Annotated in this window: 24 protein-coding genes; 10 read left to right on the forward strand and 14 right to left on the reverse strand. The window is 65.4% G+C overall.

Annotated elements, in window-relative coordinates; all coding sequences use genetic code 11:
- Positions 1–5 precede the first annotated feature (5 nt).
- From ACYQ0L_RS04200 to rpsU, 6 genes are all read right to left on the reverse strand, one after another.
- Complete coding sequence (locus tag ACYQ0L_RS04200) at positions 6–386, reverse strand: hypothetical protein (RefSeq protein ID WP_459787664.1); 381 nt, start codon at positions 384–386, stop codon at positions 6–8.
- Positions 383–1,864, reverse strand: a complete 1,482-nt coding sequence (gene gatA / locus ACYQ0L_RS04205) for an Asp-tRNA(Asn)/Glu-tRNA(Gln) amidotransferase subunit GatA (protein WP_459787665.1) — start codon at positions 1,862–1,864, stop codon at positions 383–385. Before gatA ends, ACYQ0L_RS04200 begins: the two co-directional genes overlap by 4 nt.
- A gap of 111 nt (positions 1,865–1,975) precedes the next feature.
- A complete protein-coding gene (gatC, locus tag ACYQ0L_RS04210) occupies positions 1,976–2,278 on the reverse strand; it encodes an Asp-tRNA(Asn)/Glu-tRNA(Gln) amidotransferase subunit GatC (RefSeq protein ID WP_459787666.1) in 303 nt (100 codons plus the stop codon).
- A 44-nt stretch (positions 2,279–2,322) separates the two neighbouring features.
- Positions 2,323–4,092, reverse strand: a complete 1,770-nt coding sequence (locus ACYQ0L_RS04215; RefSeq protein ID WP_459787667.1) for an ABC transporter permease family protein — start codon at positions 4,090–4,092, stop codon at positions 2,323–2,325.
- A gap of 37 nt (positions 4,093–4,129) precedes the next feature.
- A complete protein-coding gene (locus tag ACYQ0L_RS04220; protein WP_459787668.1) occupies positions 4,130–4,720 on the reverse strand; it encodes an FKBP-type peptidyl-prolyl cis-trans isomerase in 591 nt (196 codons plus the stop codon).
- Between the two features lie 168 nt (positions 4,721–4,888).
- Complete coding sequence (gene rpsU, locus ACYQ0L_RS04225) at positions 4,889–5,092, reverse strand: 30S ribosomal protein S21 (RefSeq protein WP_342516902.1); 204 nt, start codon at positions 5,090–5,092, stop codon at positions 4,889–4,891.
- 255 nt (positions 5,093–5,347) lie between these two features.
- On the opposite strand from rpsU, the gene ACYQ0L_RS04230 reads away from it, so the two are divergent.
- From ACYQ0L_RS04230 to ACYQ0L_RS04255, 6 genes are read left to right on the forward strand one after another with little or no spacing between them, the layout of a single operon-like run.
- Positions 5,348–5,758: a fluoride efflux transporter FluC gene (locus tag ACYQ0L_RS04230; RefSeq protein ID WP_459787669.1), complete on the forward strand. Its 411-nt coding sequence runs from the start codon at positions 5,348–5,350 to the stop codon at positions 5,756–5,758.
- Positions 5,759–5,761: 3 nt separating this feature from the next.
- Positions 5,762–6,946: an RluA family pseudouridine synthase gene (locus ACYQ0L_RS04235; RefSeq protein ID WP_459787670.1), complete on the forward strand. Its 1,185-nt coding sequence runs from the start codon at positions 5,762–5,764 to the stop codon at positions 6,944–6,946.
- Positions 6,946–7,545, forward strand: a complete 600-nt coding sequence (locus ACYQ0L_RS04240) for an FMN-binding negative transcriptional regulator (protein WP_459787671.1) — start codon at positions 6,946–6,948, stop codon at positions 7,543–7,545. Before ACYQ0L_RS04235 ends, ACYQ0L_RS04240 begins: the two co-directional genes overlap by 1 nt.
- Positions 7,542–8,201 (forward strand): HAD-IA family hydrolase, encoded by a 660-nt coding sequence (locus ACYQ0L_RS04245; RefSeq protein ID WP_459787672.1) that lies wholly within the window; start codon positions 7,542–7,544, stop codon positions 8,199–8,201. The genes ACYQ0L_RS04240 and ACYQ0L_RS04245 overlap by 4 nt, the downstream gene beginning before the upstream one ends.
- A complete protein-coding gene (locus ACYQ0L_RS04250) occupies positions 8,191–8,424 on the forward strand; it encodes a hypothetical protein (RefSeq protein ID WP_459787673.1) in 234 nt (77 codons plus the stop codon). The genes ACYQ0L_RS04245 and ACYQ0L_RS04250 overlap by 11 nt, the downstream gene beginning before the upstream one ends.
- Positions 8,421–9,119 (forward strand): ATP12 family chaperone protein, encoded by a 699-nt coding sequence (locus ACYQ0L_RS04255; protein ID WP_459787674.1) that lies wholly within the window; start codon positions 8,421–8,423, stop codon positions 9,117–9,119. Before ACYQ0L_RS04250 ends, ACYQ0L_RS04255 begins: the two co-directional genes overlap by 4 nt.
- A gap of 261 nt (positions 9,120–9,380) precedes the next feature.
- On the opposite strand, the gene ACYQ0L_RS04260 is transcribed toward ACYQ0L_RS04255, so the two are convergent.
- From ACYQ0L_RS04260 to ACYQ0L_RS04275, 4 genes are read right to left on the reverse strand one after another with little or no spacing between them, the layout of a single operon-like run.
- Complete coding sequence (locus tag ACYQ0L_RS04260; protein ID WP_459787675.1) at positions 9,381–9,980, reverse strand: ABC-type transport auxiliary lipoprotein family protein; 600 nt, start codon at positions 9,978–9,980, stop codon at positions 9,381–9,383.
- Positions 9,981–9,985: 5 nt separating this feature from the next.
- On the reverse strand, positions 9,986–10,939 hold the full coding sequence (locus ACYQ0L_RS04265; protein WP_459787676.1) for an MlaD family protein: 954 nt from the start codon (positions 10,937–10,939) through the stop codon (positions 9,986–9,988).
- A gap of 9 nt (positions 10,940–10,948) precedes the next feature.
- Positions 10,949–11,863 (reverse strand): ABC transporter ATP-binding protein, encoded by a 915-nt coding sequence (locus ACYQ0L_RS04270; protein WP_459787677.1) that lies wholly within the window; start codon positions 11,861–11,863, stop codon positions 10,949–10,951.
- Positions 11,860–12,972 carry an MlaE family ABC transporter permease gene (locus ACYQ0L_RS04275; RefSeq protein WP_459787678.1) on the reverse strand — a complete coding sequence of 371 codons (1,113 nt, stop codon included), beginning with the start codon at positions 12,970–12,972 and terminating at the stop codon, positions 11,860–11,862. Before ACYQ0L_RS04275 ends, ACYQ0L_RS04270 begins: the two co-directional genes overlap by 4 nt.
- Before the next feature lie 93 nt (positions 12,973–13,065).
- On the opposite strand from ACYQ0L_RS04275, the gene ACYQ0L_RS04280 reads away from it, so the two are divergent.
- From ACYQ0L_RS04280 to ACYQ0L_RS04295, 4 genes are all read left to right on the forward strand, one after another.
- Positions 13,066–15,822, forward strand: a complete 2,757-nt coding sequence (locus ACYQ0L_RS04280; RefSeq protein WP_459787679.1) for a valine--tRNA ligase — start codon at positions 13,066–13,068, stop codon at positions 15,820–15,822.
- Positions 15,823–15,824: 2 nt separating this feature from the next.
- Entirely contained in the window at positions 15,825–16,580 is a 756-nt protein-coding gene (locus ACYQ0L_RS04285; RefSeq protein WP_459787680.1) for a DUF2262 domain-containing protein, read from the forward strand.
- 126 nt (positions 16,581–16,706) lie between these two features.
- Positions 16,707–17,522, forward strand: coding sequence for a M90 family metallopeptidase (locus ACYQ0L_RS04290; protein ID WP_459787681.1), 816 nt, complete (start codon positions 16,707–16,709; stop codon positions 17,520–17,522).
- Positions 17,523–17,708: 186 nt separating this feature from the next.
- Complete coding sequence (locus tag ACYQ0L_RS04295; protein ID WP_459787682.1) at positions 17,709–18,443, forward strand: 7-carboxy-7-deazaguanine synthase QueE; 735 nt, start codon at positions 17,709–17,711, stop codon at positions 18,441–18,443.
- A gap of 56 nt (positions 18,444–18,499) precedes the next feature.
- Here ACYQ0L_RS04295 and ACYQ0L_RS04300 read toward each other — a convergent pair whose 3' ends face one another.
- The 4 genes from ACYQ0L_RS04300 to ACYQ0L_RS04315 form a co-directional block, all read right to left on the reverse strand.
- Positions 18,500–20,188: an ATP-binding protein gene (locus ACYQ0L_RS04300; protein WP_459787683.1), complete on the reverse strand. Its 1,689-nt coding sequence runs from the start codon at positions 20,186–20,188 to the stop codon at positions 18,500–18,502.
- A 117-nt stretch (positions 20,189–20,305) separates the two neighbouring features.
- The gene (locus tag ACYQ0L_RS04305; RefSeq protein WP_459787684.1) at positions 20,306–21,064 is read right to left on the reverse strand and encodes a TIGR02186 family protein; all 759 of its coding nucleotides are present in this window, start codon (positions 21,062–21,064) and stop codon (positions 20,306–20,308) included.
- A 2-nt stretch (positions 21,065–21,066) separates the two neighbouring features.
- On the reverse strand, positions 21,067–21,981 hold the full coding sequence (locus ACYQ0L_RS04310) for a sulfite exporter TauE/SafE family protein (protein WP_459787685.1): 915 nt from the start codon (positions 21,979–21,981) through the stop codon (positions 21,067–21,069).
- A 63-nt stretch (positions 21,982–22,044) separates the two neighbouring features.
- Positions 22,045–22,617, reverse strand: coding sequence for a hypothetical protein (locus ACYQ0L_RS04315; protein WP_459787687.1), 573 nt, complete (start codon positions 22,615–22,617; stop codon positions 22,045–22,047).
- Between the last annotated feature and the right edge of the window lie 27 nt (positions 22,618–22,644).

A 22,644-nucleotide genomic window follows, 5' to 3' on the forward strand; every position in this document is an offset into this window, starting at 1 on the left:
ATTACTTAACTCGCTCTTCTCGCAGCTATTCCCCAACAGAGCGCCATGCCGGGCACCAAGAGCCACGCTACCAATACACAAAAGATCACATCGGTATCAATTCCAACCCGATCCGCAAACTCAACCAGAACGAAGGCAGACGGGATCAGGCAAAACAAGCTGAATGCAATGCCTGGGAGGAGCAACAGGAGGTTTGCGCGAGTGAGAAGGTAGATTGAACTGGCAACTAGGATGGCCGTGATGAACATTCCAGTCAGGTAGAAGTACTGTGTGATAGTCGCCTGTGAGCCTACTTGGACGCCAAGATACCCCGCAAAAATTCCGCCACAGGTGATTGATGCAGCATCGAGCATGTGATCGGCTGCTGCTTCATACTCTGATTTCACCACCACCGCTCCGGCGTCGCGTCGAACCCGCTGCGCTGCTCGATCGCCAGCCCGGCGTTGAGCACGCCCTGCTCGTCGAACGGCTTGCCGACGATCTGGAGGCCGAGCGGCAGGCCGTCGCCATTCAGCATTGCGGGCACGCTCATCGCGGGCAGCCCGGCGAGGCTGGCAGGCACGGCGAACACGTCGTTCAGGTACATCGCCAGCGGATCGCCGTCGAAGCCGCCCAGGGGGAAGGCCGCATTGGGCGTGGTCGGCGCGAGGATCAGGTCGCACTCGTCCCAGGCCTTTTCGAAGTCCTGCGCCACCAGCGTGCGGATCTTCTGCGCCTGCGTGTAATAGGCGTCGTAGAAGCCCGCGCTGAGCACGTAGGTGCCGATCAGGATGCGCCGCTTCACCTCGTCGCCGAAGCCCGCCGCGCGGGTTGCGGCGTACATGTCCTGCAGGCCGGCACCCTCGGGCAGATCGCGCAGGCCGTAGCGCACGCCATCATAGCGCGCGAGGTTGGAGGAGGCTTCTGCCGGGGCGATGATGTAGTACGCGGGCAGCGCGTATTTGGTGTGCGGCAGCGAGATATCGACGATCTGAGCGCCCGCATCGCGCAGCCATTCCTTGCCGCGTTCCCAACTGTCGAGGATCGCCTGATCGGTCCCGTCCATGCGGTATTCGCGCGGGATGCCGACCTTCTTGCCGGTGAGGTCCGCACTCAGCCCCGCTTCCCACTGCGGCACGGGCATGTCGAGGCTGGTCGAATCCTTCGGATCGAACCCGGCCATCGCCTCCAGCATGATCGCGCAATCGGTGACGTCGCGCGCCATCGGGCCCGCCTGGTCGAGGCTGGACGCAAAGGCGACCACGCCCCAGCGGCTGCACCGCCCGTAGGTCGGCTTGATCCCGGTAATGCCGGTCACGGCGGCAGGCTGGCGGATCGAGCCGCCGGTGTCGGTGCCCGTGGCCGCCGGAGCGAGCCGCGCGGCAACGGCGGTGGAGGAACCGCCCGAAGACCCGCCCGGGATCAGCGCGGCATTGCTGCCCGCCTTCTTCCACGGGCTCAGCACGTTGCCGAAATAGCTCGTTTCGTTCGACGAACCCATCGCGAACTGGTCGAGGTTGAGCTTGCCGAGCATCCCCGCACCAGCCTTCCACAGGTTGGCGGACACGGTGCTCTCGTACTGCGGCACGAAGCCTTCGAGGATGTGGCTGGCAGCGGTGGTCTGCACGCCGTCGGTGCAGAACAGATCCTTCATGCCGATCGGCACGCCGCCCATTGTGCCCAGCTCTTCGCCTTTGGCACGCTTGGCATCGACTGCGTCTGCAGCTTCGAGCGCCTTTTCGGGCGTGACGACGATGAACGCGTTGAGCGCTTCGGCGGCGGCGACATTGGCGTTGAAGGCTTCGGCCACTTCGCGCGCGGTAAAATCGCCCTTGGCGACCCCGTCGCGGATGGCCTTGACGCCGAGTTCGGTAAGATCAGTCACAAACATCTCCGTCGCCCCGGGCTTGCCCCGGGGCCGGGCTTACTTCGAGTGCTGCAAAGGCAGCCTTGCCCCGGATGAAGTCCGGGGCGACGAGAAAGGAGGATTGGCGCACTACTCGATCACCTTGGGCACGCCGAAGAAACCATGCTCTGCCGCGGGCGCGTTGGCGAGCACATCCTCGCGCCGCCCACCGGCGGTCAGCGGATCGGCATCGACCACGTCGTCGCGCAGGCGCGTGGCCTGCGGGATCACGGCGGTCATCGGCTCGACCGAGGACGTATCGACCTCGCCCAGCTGCTCGACCCAGCCTAGGATATTGTTGAGTTCGGGGACCATCCGATCCAGCTCCGCATCATCCATCTGGATGCGCGCGAGGCTGGCAATCTTGGCCACTTCTTCGCGGGTGATTGACATGAGGCTGCGTTAGCCGCGCCGCAGCGCACCATCAAGCGGGCAGATTATTCGAACGGCTCGCCCACCGGCTTTCCATCGACATAAAGCTGGCGCCCCTCGAATGGGCGCAATTCGAGATCGAGCTCTCCTCCCAGGTCCGGATTGCGCTGGGGATCGAAGCGCTCGCTCTCGGGCACCAGTCGACCCTGAACAACGAAATACTGCCCGATTTCGCCCTCCGCATCCTCTCCGTAATATTGAACGCTACGGCCATCGGAGACCACCGCAAGCGCCCCGCCCGCCTCCAACCGCCCCGCCGCGATGGCAGTGCAGTTGCGCTCGGGTTCGCAAACCGGATTATTGGCAGCCAGATAATCCGCGATTTTCCTGCGAAAAGCCGGGTCGCCACCCTGCCAATCGAGCGCGATGTCGGAGCGCTCGTCGCGCGCACGCACCGAGCGATAGGGGCGCGTCTCCTCGAGCTTAGCGATCCATGCCGCCTTGGCAATCGCCGTTTCCTCCGACTTTGCGAGCCGCTCCAGCGCGTTGCGCCCCGGCTCACCGAAGTCCCAGCGCAGGGCGGAGAAATCGAACTCCTCCACAGAAATTGCGCCGCTGTTCAGCCGTGCAATCTGGTCGCCCGTGGAAATCGCGCCGAAATTCAGGATCGGCAGCGCGAGGAACAGCGCGAAGGCCGCCGTCGCCAGCCCAAGCCGCAGGTTGGATGCGCGAAGGCGTTCGCGCCACGAACCACGAAAGCCGAGCACCGCATCGACGAAATAGCCGAGCCCGAAGGCCACCGCGACCACCAGCGAGCACAGCGCCCACAGACGTTCGGGCGAGAGGCCATGCTGGTCGATCCGCGCTCCGGTGCTGATCGCGGCAAACATCGCCAGCGGCAGGATGCCGAGCGCAAGCGCATAGCCCGACCATTTCAGCACCGCGCCACCGACCATGTCCGCGTCCCGGTCGCGCAAAACCGCGTTGGCGAGCACATAGGCGCCGATCGCAATTGCCAGCAGCACCGGGGTCGCCGAGTCGGTCGCATTCCACAGCACGCTCGGCCCCGAGACCACCACCGCGCCCAGGAACACCGCAATCGCGATGGCGAGCGGCAGCGCAAGGATCGACAGGACCAGCAGCACGACCGATTGCAGCGTGCCGATGATCTTCAGCTGGTTGCGGAGCGTGCCCAGCCCCGCGCCCAGCGTGAGGCCGGTGAAGGTCGGCGCGAACCAGTCGGCCCGCAGCAGGTCGTTGAGCGGGATGCCGACGAGGTCAAGCAGGGACGCGACCAGCCAAGTCAGTAGCCAGGAGAGCCCCATGAAGGCGACCGCACCCGCGCCGGTGATCGCGTCGGTCCAGACGAAATAGTGGATGTCCTTGTAGTCGGTCCGCATCCGGCGATGGACAAAATCGGCCTGGAACAGTGGCACCGCCAGCAGGCAGGCGAACACGCCCGCTGCCACGGCATAGCCGCTGTCCGCGACATCATTGCCCGCGCCGACCGCGCGCCAGGTCAGCCCGCCGACGACGAGCCCGGTAACGACCGAGAAGATCGCAGGGGCGCCATATCGCCCGCGCTCTGCGGTGAAGACGAAGGCCCCGCAGGCGAAAGCAATGAAGGCGGCGGCGGCGAAACGCGGACCGCTTTCGTACGCATTATCGGTGAGGAGATGGATCGCGAGGCCTGCCAGTGCCAGCAGGCCCGCGAAGATCCAGGGGCGCAAGGGCCAGTCGGTTTCGACCCGACTGCGCGCGCTGTGCCGCTCGCGTTCTGTGTCCGCGACAGCGCCCGATTCGACGCCGTCCTCGAAAACGCTCTGTTCGGCCATCGGCCCCTCCCTTTCCGGAAAGGGGCCCATAGCCGTCTTATTGCGGCGGGACAGCCCCTTCGGGCATCGGAGCGCCGCCGGGCGCGCCCATCATGGCGCCCTGCTGTTCCTGCATCATCTGGGTGATGACCTGGACGCGCTGCTGGAACTCGGGTCGGCTCATGAAGTCGACCAGCTCGATATCGAAAGTCAGATCGGCATTCGGCGGAATCGGCGCGCCGGGAGGCGGCGTTGCGCCATAGGCCTGATCCGCCGGAATGCGCAGTTCGTACTTGCCGCCCTTCTGCATCTGCAACACGCCTTCGGTGAAACCGGGGATCATGTTTTCCAGCGGGATCGGATTGCCCTCAGGGAACAGGCCCTGGGCCTGCGGCGGCAGCGGCAGCGGCTGCGTTTCCTCGAATACCGTGCCGTCGTCGAGCTTGCCGGTATACTTCACGAACACGACATCCTCGGTCGTCGGGTTCGGCCCTTCGCCTTCCTCGATCACGGTGAGGCCGTAGCCCTGCGGCACGAGGCTCCAGGCGAGCAGCACGGCGAGGCCGATGGCGACGATGACGCCGATCCACAGCTTGGTGAGCGAGCCCTTCGCGATCGGGCGGAGGGGGACGCGCGTGATTTCGGTCATGTATCAGTTCCCGGAAGACTTGAAGGCATGCGGCTGAGCCGGATTCGTGCGGCGCAGAAACGCCGAACGGCTTGCAACCCTCTGGCGCAAGCCGTTCGTCGGTTCAAGGTCGTCTTGAAGGCCACCTGCATCCGGGCCGGCGGGCGGCCCGGCAGGTCCGGTGCAAACCTAGCGGCCGTCGCGCTCGGCGCGCTTGCGCTCCATCTTGCGTGCGCGGCGAACGGCGGCAGCCTTTTCACGGGCGCGCTTTTCGCTCGGCTTTTCGTAGTGGCGGCGCAACTTCATCTCGCGATAGACGCCTTCACGCTGCAGCTTCTTCTTGAGTGCCCGCAGCGCCTGGTCGACATTATTATCGCGAACGATGATTTGCATAAAGTAAAACGCCTTTCTAAACAGATACTTGCGAGCACGCACCGTGGTGCGGACCCGCGAAAATTGTCACGTGGAAACGGCCGGCAACGCCGAAGCGGCCAGCTCCGATAGAGCGGTTATAGTCGAAAAGCGGCGCGCGTGCAAGGCACATACGCGCAGGCTCGGCGCGCACGGCCGGGGACGCGTATCTCACGCGCAGCGCCGCGCGTGCCGGGTTGGCGCGAGCCTTCGGGCACTATAGAGAACGGCGCACGAATGACCAGTCTTTCCCCCATCACTGCATCGCTTGGCGTTGGCCTTGGCGGTGCGATCGGCGCCGTGTTGCGCTATCAGCTCAGCCGCGCGATGACCGCATGGCTGGGCGAGCCTGTGCTGGGCGCATTTCCGTGGGCGACGCTCGCGGCCAATGCGATTGGCGGGCTCGCGATGGGCATCCTCGCAGGATGCCTTGCGCGCGGATTCGGTGGAAGTTTTGCGGAGCCGGTGCGGCTGATGGCGGGCGTCGGCCTGCTGGGCGGCTTCACCACCTTTTCCGCCTTCACGCTGGAAACCTGGCTGTTGATCGAGCGTGGACAACCGACCACCGCGTTTCTTTATGTGCTGATATCGGTTGCGCTGTCGCTCGGCGCGCTGGTCCTCGGCCTCACCATCACACGAGTGTTCTGACCAATGCCGGAGAATGAAAAACGCCCCGAAAAGGGAGAAGTCCGGCAATATATCGTCGCGCAGGACGATGACGATATCCGGCTGGACCGCTGGTTCAAGCGGAACCTGCCGGAAGTCGGCTTCGCCACCGTGGCGCGCTGGGCCCGGACCGGGCAGATTCGTGTCGATGGCGCGCGTGCCAAGCCCGACGACCGACTCGCCACCGGCCAGACGCTGCGAATCCCGCCCGGCAATCCGGCACGAGCGAAGGCCGCCCCGCGCCGCCGCGAGCTGACCGAGGACCAAAAGGCGCAGGCGCACGCGATGGTCATCAAGGAGACTCCCGCGGCGATCGTACTCAACAAGCCGCCGGGCCTCGCCACGCAGGGCGGCAGCAAGACCCACAGCCATGTCGACGGCCTGCTGGATGCTTTCGTCGAAGGCGAAGGGCCCCGCCCCCGCCTCGTCCACCGGCTCGACAAGGACACTTCGGGCGTGCTGCTGATCGCGCGCACGCCGGGCAGCGCCGCCGCCTTTTCCAAGCGATTCTCCGGCCGCAGCGCCAAGAAGGTCTACTGGGCGCTGGTCGTCGGGGTGCCCGAACAGCACGTCGGCGAGATCGACGCCCCGCTCGCCAAGCAGCCGGGCACCGGCGGCGAGAAGATGCATGTCGACGTGGAAGGCGGGCAACCCGCCAAGACGCGCTATCGCGTGGTCGAGCGGGCGGGCAATCGCGCCGCATGGCTCGAACTCGAACCGCTGACCGGGCGCACCCACCAGCTGCGCGTGCATTGCGCGGCGATGGGCCATCCGATCGTGGGTGACGGCAAGTATGGCGGGCAGGAAGCCTTCCTGACCGGCAGCATAAGCCGCAAGATGCACCTCCACGCGCGCCGCCTGATCATCAGCCAGCCCGGTGGCGGCCAGCTCGACGTCACTGCCGAACTGCCCGAGCATTTCGCGACGACGATGGAGCAGATGGGCTTCGACCTGTCGCTGAGCGATGCCGAGCCGCTGCGCGAAGAGGCTCCGCCCAAGACCAAGGCGGAAAAGAAGCAGGACGCAAAGCAGCACGCCAAGCAGTATCGCAAGGCACGCCGGGGCGAACGGCGTTCGCGCGCAACGTCCAAGCCGGCGGCCAAGACTCTCGCACGCGGGAAAGGAAAAGGCCCGGGCAAGGCGAAACCGAAACCCAAGGGCAAGCGCTGATGCATCCCAACCCGCTCTTTCGCAGTGAAGACCGGGCGCTGTTCGAGGCACTGATCGACCAGATCGGCTTCGGCATGGTCTTCCTGACCACCCCCGACGGCCCGCGCGTGGCGCACACCCCGCTGCTCTCCACCGGAGACGGCGCGGTGCAGTTCCACCTCGCGCGGGGCAATGCACTGACCCGCCATCTCGACGGCGCGACCGCGCTGGTAACGGTCAACGGGCCCGACGCCTACGTCTCGCCGCGCTGGTACGACAACCGCGATACGGTGCCGACCTGGGATTACGTCGCGCTCGAGATGGAAGGCCGCGTGCGCCGGATGGCAGACGAGGGACTCGAAGCTTTCCTCCTTGCCGTCATCGCCCGGCAAGAAAGCCGGATGGAAGGCGATCCTTGGCGCGCCGGGGAATCGAGCGATGCGACCTGGAGCAAGCTGTTCCGGGGCATCGCTGGGTTCGAGATCGAAGTGCAGACATGGCGCCCGACGCTCAAGCTGTCACAGAAGAAATCCGCGGCGGAACGCACGCGGATCGCGCAGGGCCAGATCGCCGCCGGGCGGCCGGCCATCGCCGCTATGATGGGGATGCCGGGCGTATGACCGTGAAGCTCGCGGTGTTCGATTGCGACGGCACGCTGGTCGACGGGCAAGCGGCGGTGTGCGATTCGATGGAAGCCGCATTCGCGCAGGGCGGCCTGACCGCGCCCGATCGCAATGCCGTGCGCCGGATCGTCGGCCTCAGCCTGCCGCAGGCGGTAATGCAGCTCGCCCCGCATGCGACAAGCGACCAGTCGGTCGCGGTGGTCGATGCCTACAAGGCGCATTTCCGTGCAACGCGCGAAAGCGGCGCGCTGCGCGAACCGCTCTACCCCGGTATCCGCGAGATATTGCAGGCGCTGAAAGCGGCTGGCTGGACGCTCGCCGTCGCCACCGGCAAGTCCGACCGCGGCCTTGCCTCCACCATCGCCACCCACGGCCTGACGGGTATGTTCGAGAGCCTGCAGGGTGCCGATCGCTATCCCTCCAAGCCCCATCCCGAGATGCTGGAAGCGGCGCTGGTCGAATGCCTTGCGGAGCCGGTCGATACGGTGATGATCGGCGACACCAGCTTCGACATGGAAATGGGCAAGGCCGCGCACGTCACCCCCATCGGCGTCGCCTGGGGCTACCACGAGCCCGACGAGTTGCGACGCGCTGGCGCCGCCTTCATTGCCGAGACGCCCGAACATCTGACGGAGTATCTGCTTGAGCGATAAGCGCCCCCCCGATGCCGCAGAAAGCCGCGCGGCAAAGCGTTACTGGACATTGCAGTTCATCCGCCTCGCCGGAATCCTGATGGCCATGGCCGGTGGCCTGATGGTCGCAGGCCGGACGCAAGGCGACGGTCCCCTTGGCCCGGTGCTGTTCATCGGCGGCGCGCTGTTGTTCTTCGTTGTGCCCATCCTGCTCGCCAAGAAGTGGAAGCGCGAACAGCCATGAAGCGATTCTGGAAGGATGCCGAACTCACGCAGGTTGACGGCGGATGGCAGGTCACGCTCGATGGCAGGCCGGTCAGGACGCGCGAGGGTGCACCGCAAGTCGTGCCGACACAGGCGCTGGGTGAGCTTCTCCGGAGCGAATGGGCTGCCGCCCCCGAAGACGTCCGGCCCGAAGATTTCCCCTTGCGCGACCTTGCCGATCGCGCGCTCGATTCGATCGCCGCCGATCCGGAACCGGTCGTGACGCGCCTGCTCGGCTTCGCCGACGGCGACACGCTTTGCTACCGGGCCGAGCCGGACGAGGCGGTGGCGCGCAGGCAGGCGCAGGTGTGGGAGCCGATCATCGGCGAGATCGAAGGCGAGCTCGGCATTGCGCTGACCCGCACGCACGGCATCCTGCATCGCCCGCAACCGGCCGAAAGCCTGACTGCGATACGAAAGCGTATCGAAAAGGAGAACGCCTTCGTTCTTGGCGGTCTGGACGTCGCCGGATCGCTCGCCGCGTCGCTGTGCATCGCGCTCTCTGGATTACGAGACGATACCGACCCGAAAGAACTCTGGGCCGCCGCGAACCTCGAAGAGGACTTTCAGGCCGAGCAATGGGGCATCGATCCTGAAGCACAGGCCCGCCGCGACGAGCGCGAGGCCGAGTTCACGCAGGCGCTGGTTTTCGCACGCGCGGCACGGTCCGAATAAGCGGGAAGTCCAGCCGCGCGGCGACGTGTCGCGAAGCCCTCTTCGATAGGTTCTGGAAAAGCCAGAACAAGTGATCGCCCCGCTCCCGATTCTCGCTAGCGACGCTGCGGATCGCCAAGGGCGTAGAAGGCAGTGCGTTTCGAGACGCTGCTGTCGCGAAAAGACCGGTAAAGTAAACTTCCAGATCTACGCCCGCCGCCATGCGCGCGTTGCCCGGTGTTCAGCCCGCAGGCCTTCCTTCGTGCCCCGGGTTGAGTCTAGCTAGCCGCCGATCCAGTCGGCCACGTCCAGCGCAACCTGGTTAGCAGCTTCGTTCAACGCGGAGCCGACCGGGCTTGCCTCGGCGGGAACGCCGGGGATGCTCGCGGTGAAGCGGCGCGTTTCCAGCCGCCCGCCATTCTCGCGGATCGCGTCATAGGTGACGACGGCGGCGCCGCTCTGCGCGTCGTAGCCGAATTCGCGCAGCGTACCGCGCAGCATCGTGGACGTGCCCGTGCGGCTCTCGACATCGTCGAGGACGAGCCGCCCGGTACGCTGCCGCAAAGTCGTGACCAGCAGGTTCTGGAACAGCTTGGCCGGCCGATCGACCCACACCGCATCTTTGAGATAGGCGATGGTCGAGGGGTCGACCTGCACCGGAACGCGGGTAACAGAGAGGCTGCCCGGCACTTCGGGCTGCATCACGGTGAGCGCGCCGGAGGCCTCGCCCTCGGGCCCGGTGCCAACCTCTACCTGCGCGGCGGGCGTCAACGTCAGCAGTGCGGGCGGCGGATCTTCGCCGATGCTGATGCAGCCAGCCAGCGCGAGCGGTGCAGCGACAAGAAGCGAAAGGCGCAGGATCGTCAGGCGGGAAAAGGGCATCGCTCTCAATCCTTCGGTTCGTAGTCGGGCAGCTTGGGCGAGGAGAGAAGGTCGGTCGCGCCCTTGTCCTCCAGCCGCTCGGTCAGGCTGCGCAGCGAACGGCTGGTCGCCTGCAGGTCTTCCAGCGTGGCATTCGCGGTGGGCAGCGTACGGTCGTTGAGCGTGCGGACGGCCGGCTGCGCCTGCTCCAGCGTCGCGTTGAGCGTTTCGGCGGTCTTGTTCGCCTTGCTCAGGGTGTTGCGCAGTTCGTCCGCGATGGACTCGCCTTCGCGGTTGATCAGGTCGTTGGTCGACTCGGTGGTTTTCTCGAACGCGTCGAGCGCTTCACTTGCCTCGCGCAGGGTGATCTGCATTTCGGCCAGCGCGCCCTGCAATTGCGGCGATGCGTCCGCGACCTCTGCCGAAATCGCGTTGGTGTTGCGCAGGATGCCCGCAAGCTGCCGCTGGTTCTCGTCCGACAGCAGCATGGTCAGCCGCTCCGTCAGGGTCGCCAGCCGCTCCAGCAGCAGCGGCGCATTGGCGAGGATTTCGCCGAAGCCACCTGCCTTGGGCGGAATCACGGGCACGCCTTCGGGGCAGGCCGTGGTCTCGCAATCGATCGGCGGACGGCCCTTGCGCGCCCCGTCGAGCAGGATGGTCGAAACCCCGGTGAAAGAGCTTTGCACGGTCGCGGTGGTCCCGACCAGCACCGGCACTTCGGTCTTCACCGCAACCCGCACGCGGACGAATTCGGGGTCGGTCTCCCACAGCGAGATATCGCGCACCTGGCCCACCGGCACCCCGGCGAAGGACACCTGACTGCCATTGGCGAGCCCGGACACCGACTGCTTGAAGAAAATGTCATATTCCTTGCGGTCGGTTTCACCCAGCCGCGCGATCCAGACGATGAACAGCGCCAGCGCGACGAGGATGGCAAGCGTTACCGCACCCACCCACACATGATTGGCTCTCGTCTCCATATGCGGCCCCTATGCCTCGCCCTTGGCGTTTTTGTCCAACGCTTTGAGCGTCTCGGCGGCGATGGGCATGTCCATGTGCCGCCGCAATTCGTCGAGCGCCTGCGCCGTCAGCGCGGCGCGGCCACGCGGGCCGTTGAAATATTCCTGGATCCACGGATGGTCCAGTTCCATCAGCTTGGGCACGGTATCCACCGCGATCACCTTGTGGTCGGCCAGAACCGCCACCCGGTCGCAGATTTCATGCAGCGTATCGAGATCGTGGGTGATCAGGAATACGGTCAGGCCCAGCGTCTCCTTGAGGCCCTTGGTCAGCTGGTCGAAGGCGGAGGCACCGATCGGGTCGAGCCCGGCGGTCGGTTCGTCGAGGAACAGCAGTTCGGGATCGAGCGCGAGCGCACGGGCAAGGCCGGCGCGCTTCTTCATCCCGCCCGAAAGCTCCGATGGATACTTGGCGGTCGCTTCTTCGGGCAGGCCCGACATCACCACCTTGTAGCGCGCGATCTGCCGGATCATTTCGGCGTCGAGATCGGGGTAGAACTGCTTGAGCGGCACCTCCACATTCTCGCCCACGGTCAGCGTGGAGAACAGCGCGCCGCCCTGGAACAGCACGCCCCAGCGGTTGCGCACGCCCAGCGCCTCGTCCGGCTCGGCGTCGGTCATCGACTGGCCGAAGACCTCGATCTCGCCCGCATCGGGCTGCTGCAGCCCGATGATCGAACGCATCAGAACGGACTTGCCGGTGCCCGACCCGCCCACCACGCCGAGAATCTCGCCGCGCTTCACATCGAGGTCGAGATCCTCGTGGATTGTCTGGTCGCCGAAGCGGTTGACCAGCCCGCGTACACGGACGGGATACTCGCCCCGGAAACGCTCGTGATGCTCGGGTTTGTCCTCCCCGAAGATCTCTTCCACCAAGTTGTTCATGCCCAGCCCACCTTGGTGAAGAACACTGCAAAGAAGGCATCGAGCACGATCACGGTGAAGATCGCCTGCACCACCGCCTTGGTCGTGCGCTTGCCGACTTCCTCGGAATTGCCGCTTACCTGCATGCCCTGGTAGCAGCCTGCCATGCCGATGATCAGGCCGAAGACCGGGGCCTTCACCATGCCGACCCACACATCGTAGGTCGGCACCACTTCCTGGATGCGCATCAGGAAGGTCCAGAACGGAATGCCCAGCATCAGGTCGGCAATCACCGCGCCACCCACGACCGCCATGATGGAGGCGTAGAAGCCCAGCAGCACCATCATGAAGACGCAGGCGAAGATGCGCGGAATCACCAGCACCTCGATCGGGGATATGCCGATCGTGCGCATCGCGTCGATTTCCTCGGTCAGCTTCATCGTGCCGATCTGCGCGGCGAACGCGGAGCCGGAGCGGCCAGCAACCATGATCGCGGTCATCAGCACGCCCAGTTCGCGGAAGGTAATCCGCCCGACAAGGTTCACGGTGAGCGATTCGGCCCCGAAATACTGCAGCTGGGTGGCTCCCTGCTGCGCGATCACGATGCCGATCAGGAAGCTCATCAACCCGATGATCGGCAGAGAATTGACCCCGACCGATTCGAACTGGTGCACCAGCGCCCGGTAGCGAAAGCGGCGCGGGTGGCGGACCAGCGCGGCAACGCCGACCAGTATCTGTCCCAGGAAGCCGACGATGCTGCCGACACCGCGCCCGGCCTCGAACACCTTGTCGCCCGTCGATTCGGAAACGCGCTGGAACAGCGCGGAGCGCGGCGCCTGCATCGGGAACTTATTCTCGCTCTGCCCCACGGCCTTCATCAGCCGCTCGGCCCGCTCGCTGGCGTTGATCACCTCGGCGGAGTTTTTCTCCGCCAGATTGCAGGTGAACCATGCCCCGACGGTGTCGATCTCGCTGACGTCGGCAAGGTCGATCGCATCGAAATCGGAGTCGAGCTTGCGCAGGTCCTTCTCGATCTCGCCGATGCTGGACAGCAGGTAGGGGCCGGAGAGCCGCAAAACGGTGCGCCCCCCGTCGTTCTTGTCGAGCGTATACTGCGCTGCGGTGCCCATCGGGGTCGCTATGCGGGCAAAGTGCCGTCATCACAAGCCATTGGGTGCGGCGATGGGTGACAAGCGCGCGGCGGGCTGCTTATGGGATGTCCCATGACGAACACGCTTTCGACCACTTTCGAGCCCGCCGACATCGAAGCCCGCTGGTATGCGCACTGGGAGGAGACCGGCGCTTTCCGGCCCGAGCGCCCCGATGCCGCCCCCTTCACCATCGTCAATCCGCCGCCCAACGTCACCGGCAGCCTGCATATCGGCCACGCGCTGGACAACACGCTGCAGGACATCATAGTCCGTTACGAACGGCTGCGCGGCAAGGACGCGCTGTGGGTGGTGGGCATGGACCACGCAGGGATCGCCACGCAGATGGTGGTCGAGCGCCAGCTGGAGGCGAAGCAGGACAAGCGCACCAACTATTCGCGCGAGGATTTCGTGCAGAAGGTGTGGGACTGGAAGGCGGAAAGCGGCGGGGCGATCACCGGCCAGCTGCGGCGGCTGGGCTGTTCGATGGACTGGTCGCGCGAGCAGTTCACGATGGACGAGCATTTCTCCAACGCCGTCACCAAGGTGTTCGTCGACCTGTATAACGAGGGCCTGATCTACCGCGACAAGCGGCTGGTGAACTGGGACCCCAAGCTGAAGACCGCGATCTCCGACCTCGAGGTCGAACAGCAGACGATCCCCGGCCACTTCTGGCACTTCCGCTACCCGCTCGAAGAGGGCGTGACGCTCAGCGACGGGCGCGATTACATCGAGGTCGCAACCACGCGGCCCGAGACGATGCTCGCCGACATGGCCGTGGCTGTGCATCCGACCGACGAGCGCTACCGGTCGGTGGTCGGCAAGCACGTGATCCTGCCGATCACCGGGCGCCGCATCCCCATCGTGGCGGACGAACACGCCGATCCCGAGCTGGGTTCGGGCGCGGTGAAGATTACGCCGGGGCACGACTTCAACGATTTCGAGGTCGGCAAGCGCGCAGGGATTGCCCCTGTCGAAATGCTCAACATGCTCGATGAGAACGGCGATGTCGTGCAGACCGCCGACGGCTTGGTGCCAGAGGAATTCATCGGCCTGCACCGCTTCCGCCGTGACGAGCTGAACGGCGCGCGCGAAGCGGTCGTCGCGCGGCTGAAGGCCGACGGCTACCTGATCCCGCACATCGCCAAGACCAAGAAGGGCGAAGAGGTCGAGCACGACGCCGAACCGCGTACAATCGCGACCCCCTTCGGCGACCGTGGCGGCGTGGTGATCGAGCCGTGGCTGACCGACCAGTGGTATGTCGATGCCGAAAAGCTGGCGGTAAAGCCGATCGAGGCGGTGCGCAGCGGCGAGGTCGAGATCGTCCCCAAGACGTGGGAGAAGACCTTCTTCAACTGGATGGAGAACATCCAGCCGTGGTGCGTCAGCCGCCAGCTGTGGTGGGGCCACCGCATTCCCGCGTGGTACGCCGATGACGGCCGCGTGATCGTGGCCGAAGATGCCGAGGCGGCGCAGAGCCTCGCCGGGCCCGGCGTGAACCTGAGGCAGGACGACGACGTTCTCGACACGTGGTTCTCTTCCGCGCTGTGGCCCTTCGCCACGCTCGGCTGGCCGGACAACACCGACCTCGTTGAAAAGCACTACCCCAACTCGCTGCTCATCAGCGGGTTCGACATCCTGTTCTTCTGGGACGCGCGGATGCTGATGGCGGGCTATTTCAACACCGGCACCAAGCCATGGGAGAAGCTGTATCTCCACGGTCTCGTGCGCGCCGCCGACGGCTCGAAGATGAGCAAGTCGAAGGGCAACGTGGTCGATCCGCTGATCCTGATCGACCAGTACGGCGCCGATGCGCTACGCTTCTTCATGGCGGCGATGGAAAGCCAGGGCCGCGACATCAAGATGGATGAGAAGCGGGTCGAGGGATATCGCAACTTCGCGACCAAGCTCTGGAACGCGGTGCGCTACTGCCAGACCAACGGGATCGGCGCATCGCAGAGCGTCGCCGCGCCCAAGGCCACGCTCGCCGTCAATTCGTGGATCATCGGCGAGGTGATCGAAACCAAGGCGACGATCGACAAGGCGCTGGCCGACCTGCGCTTCGATGCCGCAGCGAATACGATCTACCACTTCGTGTGGGATCGCTTCTGCGACTGGTATCTCGAACTCATCAAGCCCGTCTTCGCCACCGATGGCGCGGATGCGGACAGCCCGCCCGCGCAGGAAACCCGCGCGGTGGCCGGCTGGGCGATCGACCAGATCCTCGTCATGCTGCACCCCTTCATGCCCTTCGTCACCGAAGAGCTCTGGCATGCGCAGGCGCAGTTCCAGGGCGGCGAACGCCCCTACGACCTGATCCTCGCCCAGTGGCCCGAACCGCAGGCCGAAGTGGACGCGGACGCGGTCGCCGCGATCGACTGGGTCATCCAGCTTACCACCGCGATCCGCGCGGCGAAGAACGAGCTGGGCATCGCGCCCGGTGCCAAGCTGGAAGCATGGCTGCCCGCCCCCTCCCCGCTGGGCACCCGCGTGGTCGAACGCAGCGCCGCCGCCATCGAACGGCTCGCGCGGCTCACCCCGCTGCATGTCGGCGAGGAAGCGCCAGCAGGCCCCGCCATGCAGGTGGCGGCAGGCGAGGATGCATTCGTCCTTCCGCTGGAAGGCCATGTCGACGTCGAGGCGGAGAAAGCCCGCCTCGCCAAGGCGATGGAGGCGAGCCAGAAGGAATTCGGATCGCTCGACAAGCGGCTTTCCAACCCGTCCTTCGTCGAGAAGGCCAAGCCCGAAGCGGTCGAGAAGGCGAAGGCCGACGCGGCCTTCCACGCCAGCGAGATCGACCGGTTGCGCGCGGCACTGGCGCGGCTCGGGTAGACATGAGAGGGCAACGGGTCCTCGGCAAGATCTCTTCGTTCAGCTCCAGCAGCGGCGAACTGTTCGGTCGCCCAGGCTGGGAGTTTGGCGTCGTACTGCAGCCCTGGCGCATGCAGGGTGAAGCTCCGAATGACGCACCGCTTCGTATCGGCGTTTACGGTTTGGAGCGTGCCGAAGCCGATAGCATGATGGCAATGTTCGAGACCGGCACGACCATTGCCGCCTCTGTTTCAAACCTCGCTGAAAACAATAGTGCGAAATGGTCAGCGATCGTGACCCAATTCGAGGGCGAAGTAGAAGACGACGCAATCGCCAACTTTGTCCCGTCCGAGCAACTGCTCTTCGCACATCCGCAACTGGGCGAATTCACCCGCGACCGGCGGATCGGCTGGTACGAAGGTTACGCCCAATGGCTGGGCAAAGCGATACGGTTGACGCTTGATTGCCAGCTTGAAGATGCAGAGGTTGCAGCCGCAAACGCGTTGGCCCTGCTGGAAAGACAACAACCTTGCCACTCCGAGTGCGTCAACCGCGCCTACGCCGACCTTCACCCCACCTGGCGGCAAAGCTGGGCGGATGTAGGGGAGGAATTGTCTAAGGAAAGCTGGCAGGCCCGTCTGACGGTGACCGATCTAACGGTCGCCCCAGATGGCACTTTCTCCATTTGGTTCAGCGACGGCGACCTTTTCTTGGGCCACGCCATCAAGGTTTCCGGTAACATCGACAAGGGCGCAATCTCGGCGGAATTGATGGGTTAGGCGGGGTTGACGCCATACGCACGGTCGAGTTCCTCAGGCGCTCGTCCAACCGAGGTGAGCCTACGCCACCCCCTAGCCAAGTCGCACCTCCTACCAAAGCCGCAACCGCGATCCTACTTCTGCACGATGGCGCTCTGGATCATTCTCGGCACTCCGCTGCTTCTTGCCGCGTTCGTGCTTTACCGTCGGCACGCGAAACAGCGGAAACGCGAGAAGGTGCTGGCGTCCTCGCTTACGGCCGAGCAGCGTGCGGTGGTCGAGAGGCTGGTGCCGCTGGTGCGTCGGTTGCCGCCAGACGTGCGGTCCGCGCTGGAGGGGAAGATGAACCTCTTCCTCGACCAAATCACCTTTCGCGGCGAGAACGGCGTTGAAGTTAACGAGGAGATGAAGCTCTCCATCGCAGCGCAGGCCTGCCTTTTGGTGGTCAACAGCCCGGTCTGGTACGAAACGCTCAGGAACGTGCTGCTCTACCCGTCGGCCTTCCTCACCAATCGCGATACGCACGGCGACGGCGTGGTTTACGAAAACCAGCACGCGACGCTCGGCGAAAGCTGGGCACGGGGGCCTGTGATCCTGGCATGGGACCACGCGCTGCAGGGCGGCCTCGATGCCGAGGATGGGCACAATGTCGTGATCCATGAATTCGCGCACCAGCTCGACGGGCTCTCAGGCCACACCAACGGCATCCCGATCCTGCGCAAGGGGCAGGCCTATGCGGGCTGGGAAAAGGCCATGCTCGATGCGTTTCAGGACCAGGTTCGGCGGGTCGAGAATGGGCAATCCACGCTGATCGACCCCTACGGGGCGACCAGCCATCAGGAGTTCTTCGCCGAAGCCATCGTCACCTTCTTCGAACGTCCGCGCGCGATGCGCGACCAGATGCCGTCGCTCTACGAGCAGTTGGCGAGGCTTCTGGCGCTGGACCCCGCCCGGTGGAACTGACCGTGCGTTCGGACAGCGTCCCTGTACGCATCGTGAGCAGCCAATTTCCTACCCGGCCGATTTCTGCCAAGACCAGCCGATGACCGCCCTTGGCACCACCTTGAATATCCGCGTTTCGCCCCCCGCCGGGGCGAGAGGTTTTTCTCCTCCTGAACACTGTGTCAGGTGTGTCAGGGAGGCGTGCGCTTGAACCTCGTCCTCGCCACCGACGATACCGGCGGACCCGAACTGTTCGCCTCCGTGCAGGGCGAAGGGCCGAGCGCGGGCGAGCCGACCGCCTTCGTGCGCCTGTCGCGCTGCAACCTTGCCTGCGTGTGGTGCGACACCGCCTATACCTGGCACTTTACCGGCGACGACCGTCCGCACCGCTCCGGCGAGACGTTCGAGCGCAAGGCGAACCAGGTGACGCTTGATGTGGAGGACGTCGCCGCGCGGATTGAGGCGCTCGGCCAGCGGCGGCTGGTAGTGACCGGCGGGGAGCCGATGCTGCAGGCGCCCGCGCTTGCTCAGCTGCTTGCGCTGCTGCCCGACATCACGGTCGAGATAGAGACCAACGGCACCGCCTTCCCGCCGCCCAAGCTCGAGGTCTGGATCGACCAGTTCAATATCAGCCCCAAGCTTTCCCATTCGGGCAATGCGCGCGAACTGGCGATCGTGCCCCAAGTGCTGCGGACCTATGCCAGCGACCCGCGCGCCTTCTTCAAGTTCGTGGTGGCCGAGCCTGCCGATGTCGGCGAGGTGCGCGAGGTCGTGCGCGCCAACGCCCTGCCCCGCGGACGCGTGTTCGTCATGGCGGAGGGCACCGATTCCGCCACGCTGCGCGCACGGCAGGACTGGCTGGTGCCGCTCTGCCTCGAACATGGTTTCAGGCTGTCCGACCGGCTCCACATCCACCTGTTCGGCGATACGCGGGGGACGTAGCCTGCTGGTCCCTCAAGTGCCGGGCGCGGGCCATTCTGCCCTCTTGGCTTGCGCGATCAGGCGTGCGTGCGCCAGCGGTGCACGATCCGCTCGATCGCCTCTTCCTCGCCGCCGGTCTCGCACCATAGCGCGCTGAAGCTGGGATCTTCGGATGCCGGCCGCTTGGCCTCCGCCAGCGTGTCGAAGGTCACGCGCATCGGCACCGAGGTCCCCTCGCCGCAGATGATGCATTCGCGGTTGCGCAGCGCGGGGATCGAATCGAGGAAGCCGCGCGCGCCTTCGGGCATGGCGGCCTTGACGAAGGCCTGGTCGCGCTCGTTGTTGAGCCGCATCGAGATGATCGTGCCGCATTGCGAGAGCACGCCTTCGGCGAGGTCGGAAGGACGCTGCGTCACCAGACCCAGCGCAACGCCATACTTGCGACCTTCCTTGGCGATCCGGCTGAGCACCCTGCCGACCGAGGATTCGTCGAAGTTCTTCTCGTTCGGGACGTACCGGTGCGCCTCTTCGCACACCAGCAGGATCGGGCGCGAGCGTTCCTCGCGCGCCCAGCTGGCGTAGTCGAACACCAGCCGGCTGAGCACCGCGACGACGGTGCTGGTAATGTCCGACGGCACGCCGGAGACATCGATGATGGAGATCGGCTTGCCATCGGTCGGCAGGCGCAGGACGCGTGAAAGGAACTCCGCCATCGTATCGCCCACCAGCATGCCGGAGAACATGAACTGGTAACGCGGATCGGTCTTCAGCTCGTCGAGCTTGGACTTGATCCGCATGTAGGGCGCAATGCCGGTCGCCTTGTCGAGATCGCCCATCTCGCGCGAAAGCGCGGCCGACAGGTCGGACAGAAGATAGGGCACCGGGGAATCGACCGTGACCTTGCCGATACTCTCGGCAAGGCGGTTCTTGCTCCGCGCCTCGAGCAGGCACTTTGCCAGGATGTCGGCATCGACCTGCCGGTTGCTGCCTTGGCTGGTCAGGATGATTTCGCAGTGTTCCTCGAAGTTCATCAGCCAGTAGGGCATCTTGAGGTTGCTTACATCGAGGATCGCACCGTTGGTCTCGAACGCGCTGCCATATTCGCCGTGGGGGTCGATCATGATGATGTGCCCCTGCGGCGCGGCCTCGCAGATGCGGTGCAGGATCAGCGCGGTGCTGGTCGACTTGCCGGTGCCGGTCGAACCGAGCAGCGCGAAATGCTTGCCCAGCAGCGTATCGATATAGAGGCCCGCGCGGATGTCGCGGGTAGGGAAGACCGTGCCGACCTCGATAAACGCGCGGCCATCGCCCGCGTAGACATGATGCAGATCGTTGGTGCTGGCGGCGAAGACCATCGCACCGGGTACGGGATAGCGGGTAATGCCGCGACGGAAGCCGCGGATGCGGCCCGTCAGCTTTTCCTCGGTGCCCTCGCCCAGAAAGTCGATCTCGGCGATGATCCCGCCAGTGCCGCGACGGTCGCGCCGCTGGTTGCGCACGCTGCCGAGCAGCCAGCTGTTGCCCGCCCGCAGCTTCACCTGGCTGCCGACCTGCCCGGCGAGCACGATCGCGGGATCCTCGTCGCCGCTGCACTCGTCCAGCCGCTCGCAATCCAGCGCGAGGATCGCGCCCGCCCCGGTCACGTCGAGCACCACGCCTATCGGGCTTTCCTGATGGCCGGTCGTGGAGTGCCGAGCCGGATAAGCATCGGGTGCATCGCTGCGACGCTCCGCCCGCCTGAATTCTTGAGTACCGCTGTCAGTCATGCGCGAAATCATGCCCCTTCACCTTGGCGTCGTTCGCTTCGAAGCCGGCACCGGCCTAGGCAGAGACGGTTAAATTGGCGTCAATATCGCGCGGGCTCGACTGGCGATGATCCGCGGTCAGCGGTTGAACAGACGCCCGGCCAGCCACCCCATGCTGAGCGACAGGAGGATCGCGACAAGGCCGTAGAACAGTGGCTGGCGATCCGCGAAGACTTCCACGAACCGCTCGAACCCCACCTTGCGGACCGCAACTTCCGCCACCGCCGAGGCGACCACGCGTCCGTCGCGGACGGCGAAGGTTTCGGCGGTATAGGCCCCGGTCTGGACGTTGGACGGCAGGCCGATCCGGGCCTGATAGAGCACCCCTTCGCGCACCGTGACGCCATCCTCGATCGTGCGGTACAACCCCTGCCGCTCGCGCAAGTCGACCAGCCCGGCACGCATCCGAGCCTGCTCCTCAAGATCGATCGAGCCCGAGGGGCTCAGCTGGATGAACTCGGTGCCGAATTCGAAGATCGCCGCAGTGCGATCGTCGACGATCTGGTCGATCGGGCGGCTCGATGCGACCGCGAAGTAGGACGGGGCCGAACGGAAAGACGTGCTCTCCGCATTCATCCAGATGCCGCCGATCTGGCGCTTCTCGCGTAGGCGGATCGGCTGGGCCGGGCCTTTGAGAATCACGATGATGTCGAAATCGTCGCCTCGCTCCGTCGGATCGATCACCGCACCGAACAACAGCAGCTCGGTTCCGGTAAACCCCTGACGAACCTGCACTTCCTTCTGCGAAACCTCGGGCACCAACACGGGGTCGCGATCGCCATCGGTCTGCGCCGACAGGGCCAGCAGGCACAGCAGGGCCAGGGCGATCCGCCGCAAGCTCACAGATTGACCACCGAGTACACTTCGTCGGGCTGGATGCTGAGGCCGAAGAGCATCCGCAACGCCACCAGCAGCACCACAGTCGCGAGGGCGAGGCGCAGCCAGTCGGGCTTCAGCTTCAGTGCGATGCGCGTTCCGAACTGCGCGCCCAGCACCGATCCGACGAGCAGCAGCGCGGCGAGCACCAGGTCCACCGCCTTGGTCGTCAGGGCGTGGGTCATGGTGCTCACCATCGTCACGAACAGGATGTTGAACAGCGATGTGCCGACCACGACCTTACCGCTCATCCCGAGGATATAGAGCATCGCAGGCACCAGCATGAAGCCGCCGCCCACCCCCATCAGCATGGTCAGGATGCCGACGCCGGTCCCGAGGATCAGCGGTGCGAGCGGAGAGATGTAGAGGCCCGAGGCATAGAAGCGCCAGCGATAGGGCAACGCGGCGACCAGCGGGTGGTGGCGCCGCTTGGCCGCGCGCTGCTGGCTCTTGGATTTGCGGATATTGAGCGCAGCGAGCGCCTCCTTCATCATCAGCGCGCCGATCGAGCCGAGCATGAAGACATAGAGGATGTTGATGACCACATCGATCTGTCCGATCGCCTGGAAGAAGCTGAACAGCCCCGCCCCGATCAGCGCGCCGAGTATCCCGCCGACCACCAGCACCCCGCCCATCCGGTAGTCGACGCCGCCGCGCCGGTTCTGCGCGAGCACGCCTGATACGCTCGCCCCGGTCACCTGGGTAGCGGCCGATGCGGCGGCGACCGTGGGCGGAATGCCGTAGAAGATCAGCAGCGGCGTGGTCAGGAACCCGCCCCCCACGCCGAACAGGCCCGACAGAATGCCGGTCAGCGCGCCGAGCGCGACGATAACCAGCCCGTTGACCGAGAGGTTTGCGATGGGGAGATAGACATCCATGAGCGCGCCGAGCCGTAATACGCTCGCAACCGCTAATAAAGCACTAGACGCGAGAAAAGCGCGTCAGAAAGATGCAGCGAGCGTCAGGGCCACACCATCGCCCGGAACCGCGTCGCCCGCGACCCGGAAGCGGTAGTCGACCGAGGCCCGCAGGTTTGCCCTGCCGGTGGAGAGCCTGACCCCTGCCGTCGGCCCGATATCGAGCCGTGAAGCATCGCGCTGCGCCCCGCCCCAGGCACCGCCGCCAACCGTTACCCGGCCGCTCGCGGATTTCAGGACCGGCGCTTCGAGGGTGGCCTTGCCATCGACGAACCCCGTCTCGAAATCGCCGCCGACATAGCCTGCCTGCAGATAGCCGTCGGCTTCCACCCCTGGGACAACCTCGCGCCGCGGCAGGCCGGTGACCACGAACGCCGCCGGGCGTACTTCCGTACCGCCCGGCCGGTGGGTCACACGGACTTCTCCATGCGCCCGCAGCGGGAAGGCACGCGCAAGGCTCACGCTGAGGCCGGCAGCGCCTTCGGTCTCGCCATTGCGGACGAGCGCCTTGCTCGCGCGGGCATAGGCGCTCGGCCCGAGCGGGGATTGCGGGGGCGAGCGAATAGCGCATGACGGCGCCGAGCTGATCGCCCCCATAGCTCGCCGGATTGACGCTCGTCAGCC

This window comes from Alteriqipengyuania triglochinis (genome assembly GCF_054655655.1).

Excerpts from the sequence above, each read along its gene's own strand:
- gatC (WP_459787666.1), bottom strand. The coding sequence starts at position 2,278 with ATGTCAATCACCCGCGAAGAAGTGGCCAAGATTGCCAGCCTCGCGCGC.
- ACYQ0L_RS04215 (WP_459787667.1), bottom strand. The coding sequence starts at position 4,092 with ATGGCCGAACAGAGCGTTTTCGAGGACGGCGTCGAATCGGGCGCTGTC.
- ACYQ0L_RS04220 (WP_459787668.1), bottom strand. The coding sequence starts at position 4,720 with ATGACCGAAATCACGCGCGTCCCCCTCCGCCCGATCGCGAAGGGCTCG.
- rpsU (WP_342516902.1), bottom strand. The coding sequence starts at position 5,092 with ATGCAAATCATCGTTCGCGATAATAATGTCGACCAGGCGCTGCGGGCA.
- ACYQ0L_RS04230 (WP_459787669.1), top strand. The coding sequence starts at position 5,348 with ATGACCAGTCTTTCCCCCATCACTGCATCGCTTGGCGTTGGCCTTGGC.
- ACYQ0L_RS04235 (WP_459787670.1), top strand. The coding sequence starts at position 5,762 with ATGCCGGAGAATGAAAAACGCCCCGAAAAGGGAGAAGTCCGGCAATAT.
- ACYQ0L_RS04240 (WP_459787671.1), top strand. The coding sequence starts at position 6,946 with ATGCATCCCAACCCGCTCTTTCGCAGTGAAGACCGGGCGCTGTTCGAG.
- ACYQ0L_RS04245 (WP_459787672.1), top strand. The coding sequence starts at position 7,542 with ATGACCGTGAAGCTCGCGGTGTTCGATTGCGACGGCACGCTGGTCGAC.
- ACYQ0L_RS04255 (WP_459787674.1), top strand. The coding sequence starts at position 8,421 with ATGAAGCGATTCTGGAAGGATGCCGAACTCACGCAGGTTGACGGCGGA.
- ACYQ0L_RS04260 (WP_459787675.1), bottom strand. The coding sequence starts at position 9,980 with ATGCCCTTTTCCCGCCTGACGATCCTGCGCCTTTCGCTTCTTGTCGCT.
- ACYQ0L_RS04265 (WP_459787676.1), bottom strand. The coding sequence starts at position 10,939 with ATGGAGACGAGAGCCAATCATGTGTGGGTGGGTGCGGTAACGCTTGCC.
- ACYQ0L_RS04270 (WP_459787677.1), bottom strand. The coding sequence starts at position 11,863 with ATGAACAACTTGGTGGAAGAGATCTTCGGGGAGGACAAACCCGAGCAT.
- ACYQ0L_RS04275 (WP_459787678.1), bottom strand. The coding sequence starts at position 12,972 with ATGGGCACCGCAGCGCAGTATACGCTCGACAAGAACGACGGGGGGCGC.
- ACYQ0L_RS04280 (WP_459787679.1), top strand. The coding sequence starts at position 13,066 with ATGACGAACACGCTTTCGACCACTTTCGAGCCCGCCGACATCGAAGCC.
- ACYQ0L_RS04285 (WP_459787680.1), top strand. The coding sequence starts at position 15,825 with ATGAGAGGGCAACGGGTCCTCGGCAAGATCTCTTCGTTCAGCTCCAGC.
- ACYQ0L_RS04290 (WP_459787681.1), top strand. The coding sequence starts at position 16,707 with ATGGCGCTCTGGATCATTCTCGGCACTCCGCTGCTTCTTGCCGCGTTC.
- ACYQ0L_RS04300 (WP_459787683.1), bottom strand. The coding sequence starts at position 20,188 with ATGACTGACAGCGGTACTCAAGAATTCAGGCGGGCGGAGCGTCGCAGC.
- ACYQ0L_RS04310 (WP_459787685.1), bottom strand. The coding sequence starts at position 21,981 with ATGGATGTCTATCTCCCCATCGCAAACCTCTCGGTCAACGGGCTGGTT.
- ACYQ0L_RS04315 (WP_459787687.1), bottom strand. The coding sequence starts at position 22,617 with ATGGGGGCGATCAGCTCGGCGCCGTCATGCGCTATTCGCTCGCCCCCG.